This is a genomic window from Ruminococcus sp. OM04-4AA (assembly GCF_003462585.1).
Lineage (GTDB): Bacteria > Bacillota > Clostridia > Lachnospirales > Lachnospiraceae > Mediterraneibacter > Mediterraneibacter faecis.
On the sequence record NZ_QTZH01000006.1, the window covers coordinates 89404 to 97007 of the forward strand.

Consider the following 7604-nt stretch of genomic DNA (forward strand, 5'->3'; position numbering starts at 1 on the left):
ATTTCCCGTCAGAGTTTTCTCTGGCGGGGACATAAAATGGAGGGTTTGTTTATGGCAAATAATATAAAAAAACAATTAAAAGAAATATCGGAACGGCTGGAGCAGGGAGTAAAAGAAATCTTTACTTCGGAGAGATATACAGAATATCTGAATACCATGTCCAAGTTCCATAATTACAGTTTTAATAACACCCTTCTGATCACCATGCAGAAACCGGAAGCAACACTGGTGGCAGGGTATCAGGCATGGCAGAAGAAATTTAACCGCCATGTAAAACGTGGGGAAAAAGGAATCCAGATCATCGCACCGGCACCCATCCGTGAGAAACAGGAGATTGAAAAGATCGACCCGGTGACCAAAGAGCCGGTGATCGGGGATGACGGTCAGCCGGAAACAGAGATCGTGGAGATGGTCATTCCAAGGTTCCGTGTGACAACGGTATTTGATGTCAGCCAGACAGAGGGAGAGCCGATTGCAGAACTGGAAGTACCGGAACTTACCGGGAGCGTACAGTTTTATGACACGTTCATGGAAGCATTGCAGAACATTTCCCCTGTTCCAATCCGCATGATGGAGATAGAAGGGGAAGCAAAAGGCTATTATCATCAGACGGAAAAGTATATCGCAATTCAGGAAAATATGAGCAATCTCCAGACCATGAAAACCGGAGTCCATGAAGTAAGCCACGCATTGCTGCATGACCGGGAAGTAATGGATGTGGAAGGAATTTTAAAAGACCGGACAACAAAAGAAGTAGAAGCAGAAAGTATTGCTTATATTGTCTGCAATCACTTTGGTCTGGATACTTCAGAATACTCTTTTACCTATATTGTCAGCTGGTGTGAAAGCAAGGATATGAAAGCACTCCGGGCATCTATGGATACCATCCGAAAAACGTCTGCGGAAGTCATTGAGAATATCGAGACACAGATGCACGAGCTGGAAATGGAAAGACCAGTTCGGGATACTTTTCATAAGGAAGATTTAATTCTGCATCTTTCAGGCAGTATGGGTTCCGAGTTTACTTATGATTTGATCGAAAACATGAGCAGGGAACAGTTAGAGCAGAATGTGGGTGAATATGTCCGCCTTCTGGAAAGTGGTGAGATAGAGGAAAATGAGAAACCACTGGAAAGTTTTCTGGAAGAAAAAGGTGCTGCCGTCACACCACTCTATGACAGCAGTGGGCACGGAGAGAACTATCCGATTGATTTTTATGATGTGGAATATGATGCTGACACAGGCGTTACTTCTTTTTCTGATCTTTCTCCGAAAGAGCAGGTAGAGATGTTGGTGCAAAAAGCAGAGTTTCCAAGAAATGTTTTTTCAGAAGAAGAAAAGGCATTTGTAAATGAATACGCAGAAACCTTCCCCGGACAGGTGGAAAGACTGAATGACCTGGTATGGGACATGAGGGAATCTTACGATGAAGCCGGTTCAAAGCTGGTGTATGAAGTGATCCAGGCAGCAAGGGCGAACTTTCCAGCGAAGGAACCGGAAATTGAAGAAGAAACAGCCATGCAGTATGCCCACAGTCTGATTGAAACAGCAGAAGCTGCCAATACGGGAGATTTTACAGATTCCCAGAGAAATCTTATTGTGAATTTTGCATATAAGATGGATGACAAAGACGAAGTGCTTGGACTGGTGAACCGTATGATGACCGCAATCCGCAGACCGGGAAGTGAATATACGAGAAGCCTTATGAATGAAACACAGGCACAGATTGACAATTTCCCGGATGGCATGATCGGTTTTACGGAAATGCACGAGGCAGGAATCCAGTTAGACCATATGCTCCCGCTTACGAAAGACCGGGCATATGAACTGTACCGTGGAGGGGCAGAAATTTATATCTTACACGGAAATCCAGAGAATCCACAACGGGCAGAACAGATGCTTGTGGAGACGGAAAGTGAGATCCTTGGATATGACGGTATCTTTGGAATCACAGAAACAGAATGGGAAGTGCAGAAAGAGAGAGAAATATCTGCTACAAAACAGGAAGCACTGGAACGGCAGAATGCAGAAAAGATTGATGAGACACTTCTTCTGCATGGAGAAAGCGGAAGGTTTGCCATTTATCAGATGGATACCGGAGATGAGCATACTTATCAGTTTATGGGAATGGAATCCGCAAAGAGTCTGGGCTATACCATTGACGGAAAGGATTACCGGATGGTTTATGTAGCACCGTGGATGCCAACAATCACGTTAGACAATATATTTGAACGCTTTAACATTGACCGACCGGAAGATTTCCGTGGCCATTCCTTATCGGTAAGTGATGTGATCGTGATAAACAGGGGTGCAGAGATCACAGCCTATTATGTAGATTCTTTTGGATTTCAGGAACTTCCGGAGTTTGTCCAGCAGAGAATGAACATGCTGGAACATAATTCCGTCAGGGCATATCCGCCAGTTTATAAAGGAACATTGGAACAGGCAATGGGAGAACGGGATGTGGATGCTTATCTGGATTCCAGAAAGTTAAACCTGGACTGTAAGAAAGCAATCGAAGAAGCCATCCGGGAGAATTTTGACGGGCTGCACTTAAAGCAGGATGCGGCAAAAGAAGTCGTGGAACGCTTCGGGGAAGAACGTATGAATTTTGTTATGGCAAATACCATCCGTGAACTTTCCCATGATGGAAGATTTTCCAGACAGAACAAAGACTGGGCGGAGCATATCGAAGTCCCGGAAAATATCAACCGGGGCAGAAATCTGAACCTGGATTATGTGATCGAAAGCCACCCGGCAGTTTTAGATGGGTTTATCGACATGGCAAGAGCTGAGATCCGGATGCAGAGGATAGAACAGGCGATAGGAGAAAACGAAGTGACGATCACGGCAGAGACAAGAGGGTATGAAGCAGAAGGACATAACGGGACATGGCATACGGTTGATGAAAAGGAATATGCCGGGGAGAAATTCTTCTTAATGGAACACGATGAATTTGGCTCCGATGTGGCAGGCATTATCGTAGCAGAAAATGGACAGCTTGTAGCGGAGGACTTATGGAACGGGTTTGATGCAGGAGCATTGGAAGCTGTTTCAGAATATTTGCAGGAAAATGGAACAACACTTTATGACCTGACGGAATTCCCGAAAGATTCTGCTGTAACCCTGCGGAGTGGACAGACACTTACAATCGAAGAAATACAGGCAGTACAGAAAGATACCTGGGAAGAAACGATGGCAGGAAAAAATGAATCTGGAACGGATGTCCGATTTAATTTTCATGCAGTCAGTGAGGTGCAGCTGCCGGAAGGCATAAAGTTAAAAATGCCAGAGATCCATTACATTGATAATTTTTATGTGATGGAAGATGTAAATGCAGAGGGTGTAGTAAAAGTAAACCGGTATGAATCACTGGATGAAGCGATGCAGGAATATTTACGTCTGCCAAATCATCAGGAAAAAGTGCTTGGTATCCAGAATACGGAAACAATGCAGGAAAACATGGATTTTATCCGATGTGAAAATGGGATAGATCAGATGACCCATGCATATGAACAGATCGGAGGATGGCTGAATCCGGAAATATATGAAGCGGTAAATAAAATGGAAAATATGCTGGACTGGAATGAGGTACAGATTGCATATCAGATTGGAAAACAATACTTTACAATCCAGACCGCAGAAGATGGCTATGACTATACATTTTACAATGAAGATTATCAGGAGGATGATGGAGGAATCTATGACAATCCGACAATCTATGTAGATGAAGCTGCCAGTGATATTTTAGAAGATAAAGGGTACTCACTGGAAGATGCAAAAGTAGTGGATTATGAAGAACTGATGGCAGATGTGGAAGAAGTTCAGGAAGAACAGATGCAGCGGATACAATTAGAAAAGAACTGCCCGGCAAGTATTTTTGAAGGATTTCGCAGGGAAGAAGCAATGCAAACCTATGAAGGAATCGCAATGCAGTTTACCAGGAGTAAAGGGTATCTGACCATACAGGCAACAGAAGAAGGATATTCGTTTATTTTTTATGACTCTGATCTGCATGAAATCCAGAGTGGTGATTACGATAATCCAGACGCATCTATTCAGGAAGCTGCTTATGAAATCCTTAAAAGTGAAAGAATGGATGATATGGAATGTGTCAAAGTGGATTATAAAGAATTTGAAGAAATGACGATCCAGCACTCTAAAGATTTATTGCAGGAAAGGGAACTTCGTGCGACTTCTGAGATTGGAAGAAATGAACTGGCATTAAATAGTCTGAGCAGGGCAGAAGTAGAAAGAGGGGTTCTGTATCATGCACAGGCAGTATTAGAAGATATGGGAATGGAACAGGAGGTAGAGCTGCTTGCTGCAAGAGTGTATGGTTCCAGAAGCAGACAAGACCTTTACCGGGAAGATTCTGACCTTGATGTAGTACTTTCTTATCGTGGCAATATCCGTGAAGACAGTTTCTTCAATGAATTAAATGCTCATGGTATAGCAATGGCAGGTATTAAGGTGGACATCAATCCTATCGCAGAAGAAAGAATCACTCTGGCAGAATATATGAAGGAAGCAGATGTTTACCTTGATCAGCAGGAGATTAAAAAGCTGTCGGTGGATTTAGATAATTTCAGCTATGAATATGACACTTACGAATATAAGGATACTGTTGAGAACAGGGAAGAACAGGTGGAGAAAATCACAGAGGACATTCTGAATAAGAAAACAGGGTGTTTAAAGGACTGGCTGGTTGAAGTATCGGAAGAGTCTGATATAGACAGTGATGTGATAACTGCCCGGTCATTACTTTCCCGTCTGGAGGACGCAGAGAGATTTTCTATCTTTGACAAACAGCCAGAGCAGGAACAGCCAGAAGCCACGATCAGTTTTTATGTCGCAGAGTGCATGGAGTTTCCGGTCATGGGAGAGTACCATAACAACCTTACTTTAGAAGAAGCCATTAAAATATATGAGAGTATCCCAGCAGAGAGACTGCATGGGATTAAAGGAATCGGATTTGATCTGCAAGATGGTGATGAAGATTATTCCGGAGAATATGAGTTGATGAGTGCAGACCGGATACGGCGTGATCTGATAGATATGATTCCACACTATAAAGAAAGCCCTCTGGTGCAGAAAGCAATCACAGACATGGAAAAGTATCTGGATGAAAAGTATGGAAGGGTGCAGGAAGCGGAACATGCGGCAGAAACAGCAATAGGAAGTGAACAGAAACCTTCTGCGGTTGCGGCAGACAGAAGGTCAGAGCAGGAACCGGTATCTGTAAGTCAGAGTCAGCCACAAAAGGTAGAACTTGTAAGCAGAGCAAAAGGTGAAGTGAAGAAATCTGTGCTGCAGTCTTTAAAAGATTTTCAGGCAAGGGCAAAAGCACAGGAGCAAAACAAGGCAACGGAGAAATCCAAGGCACATAAGAAGGGAGAGGTGGAATTATGATGGATCTGGCAATGAACTTTGACGCAGATGAATGTTTAGTAACTGCAATGTTTGATAAAGGAAACCGAAATGACACGATGGAGGCAATCGACCATATCATTCCTTTTCTGAAAGGCGATGCAGATATGATTGGGCTTGTCTGCAATACCATAAGAAAACTGTTCTGTATGAGTGATGAAGGTTATGAAGTTTTTCTTATGGATCTGGAAGAATATAAAATGGAACTGAAAGAGGAGGAAGAAGAATGAGTACAAGTCAGTGTGCAGTATATCAGGTAAAAGATACCCCTGAGTACCGGGATGTCCGTTTCCGTTCTTACGAGAAACTGAAAAGCGAAGGAAAAACAGTCCAGATAGAAAACTATCATCAGGTGTATATTGGAAGAATCCAGCCGGGGGAAACTCCGGCTGACATTAAAACACGCTTGCAGAAGCAGCGACCGAAAAACTTCAAAGGTCATTCCATCGGTTGCAGCGATGTGATTGTCATTACCGATGATGGAAAAACCACAGCTTACTATGTCAACAAAGATGGTTTTATCATCATTCCGGAATTTCTCACAATCAAAAGTTCCTCCGATACCAGACTTTCCATTGATACGACCGGATATGAAATCGAAGGAAAGAAAGGAACATGGCTTGCCCAGGATTATATTTTGATGAATGAGAAGAAATGGTTTCTGATGGAACATGAGGAGTATGGGACAAGAGCAGCCTATGTGATTCTCAGTGAGGAAGGTGCCGTAGTCATGAATGACTGTTACAATGGTTTTGATGAAGAAGCCAGACGGAACATTCAGAACTTTATGCAGCAACAGGCAGCAAAAGAACAGGAACAGCAAAGACAACAGCAGATACAGGCACAAGCTCAGACTGGGCAGACACAGCCAGAAGGAATACAAAAGAAGAAACCAGAGCTGGCGAACTGGCAGAAAGTCATGGATAATGGAGAATACCTTCGCAGTGCAGAGATGACAGAAGAAGCCAATTACAACATGATTGACGGACTGATGAACAACACTCTAAAGAAAAAGGATAAGAATGCTCCACGGAGATCAGTACTGAAGCGGCTCCGCAATCATCAGAAGAAGATAGCCAGTCAAGGCAAAGGGCAGCCACAGCAACAGAAGGCGATGGAAGAAGAGATGGAAAGGAAGAAGAAGTGATTTTCAACAGAGATGGTCTTGCTACTGAGGTAGCAGGGCCATTTTTATTGCAAAAAGTAGTAGATGAATTATAATATAGCTAGAAATATGTAACAGAAGATATGATTGCCATACTTAATAGGGGATGTAAGATGGATTTGAATAATTTATATAATTTTAAAAATGCGGTAAGGCATTTTGTAAATATTGATTTATTAAAGTATCCTGCGGATATTGAGAATTTTAGCACAAGAGAATTGTGTTGGACTATGCCTGTTTCTTTTAATGTACAAAAAGGAAATGGTAAATATAGAACATTGAAAATTCCAAATGTTCTGAACTTTGTACGGGCATATCATTATTATTCGGGGTTACCTGACTTTGATAACATTCAAGGAATTAATCCTGAACATAGTAGAATGACGGTTAACTTTGATACGGGAGATTTTATAGCTGGCGAGTATGATGCACAACTAAATGATGATTTTATGAATTTGTGTCTGTACGACAATCTGATTAAACTTGATATTAAAGATTTTTATGGGAAATTATATTCACACTATTTACCGAAGGGACAACTAAAGGACAATGTTTTTACAAGTATGAACAATGGAAGAACAGGTGGGATAATAATGGGTAACTACTTGTCTCTTTACTTTGCAGAAAATGCATTGAAAAAAATATCAGATGATTTTGAAACAGCCTTAGAAGATGCGTCTATTAATTGCCATTTTGAATACTTCTCAGATGATTTTTATATTTTTTGCAATAAATATGATAATGAAACAATCAGAGGTCTGTTTAATCAGGTGCTAGCAGAAAATGATCACGAAGGAAATGACCGGAAGATAGAAATAGAAGATTATGAATCATATAATATAGAAAATTTATTGACTAGATATTGGAAAGCAATTATGCGACACTGGAATGAAGAAGTCCTTAAAGATTTTCAAAGGCAAAATCAGATTGGAACAGAAATACAACATAAATTGTCTTTTTTGAATCAGTTGATATATAGATTATCAAATGTAAAAAAGGAAAGAAACAA

Annotated in this window: 4 protein-coding genes; all 4 read left to right on the forward strand. The window is 41.5% G+C overall.

What is annotated here, in order from left to right; translation table 11 throughout:
- Positions 1-51 precede the first annotated feature (51 nt).
- Positions 52-5412 (forward strand): DUF3849 domain-containing protein, encoded by a 5361-nt coding sequence (locus tag DXB52_RS03620; RefSeq protein WP_117944171.1) that lies wholly within the window; start codon positions 52-54, stop codon positions 5410-5412.
- Positions 5409-5660, forward strand: coding sequence for a transposon-transfer assisting family protein (locus DXB52_RS03625; protein WP_117944170.1), 252 nt, complete (start codon positions 5409-5411; stop codon positions 5658-5660). The genes DXB52_RS03620 and DXB52_RS03625 overlap by 4 nt, the downstream gene beginning before the upstream one ends.
- A complete protein-coding gene (locus DXB52_RS03630) occupies positions 5657-6577 on the forward strand; it encodes a YodL domain-containing protein (RefSeq protein WP_117944169.1) in 921 nt (306 codons plus the stop codon). The genes DXB52_RS03625 and DXB52_RS03630 overlap by 4 nt, the downstream gene beginning before the upstream one ends.
- A 131-nt stretch (positions 6578-6708) precedes the next feature.
- On the forward strand, positions 6709-7604 hold an 896-nt coding region (locus DXB52_RS03635; protein ID WP_472519939.1), incomplete at its 3' end, for an RNA-dependent RNA polymerase family protein.

Coding starts and splice junctions, on each gene's coding strand:
- DXB52_RS03620 (WP_117944171.1), top strand. CDS start 52: ATGGCAAATAATATAAAAAAACAATTAAAAGAAATATCGGAACGGCTG.
- DXB52_RS03625 (WP_117944170.1), top strand. CDS start 5,409: ATGATGGATCTGGCAATGAACTTTGACGCAGATGAATGTTTAGTAACT.
- DXB52_RS03630 (WP_117944169.1), top strand. CDS start 5,657: ATGAGTACAAGTCAGTGTGCAGTATATCAGGTAAAAGATACCCCTGAG.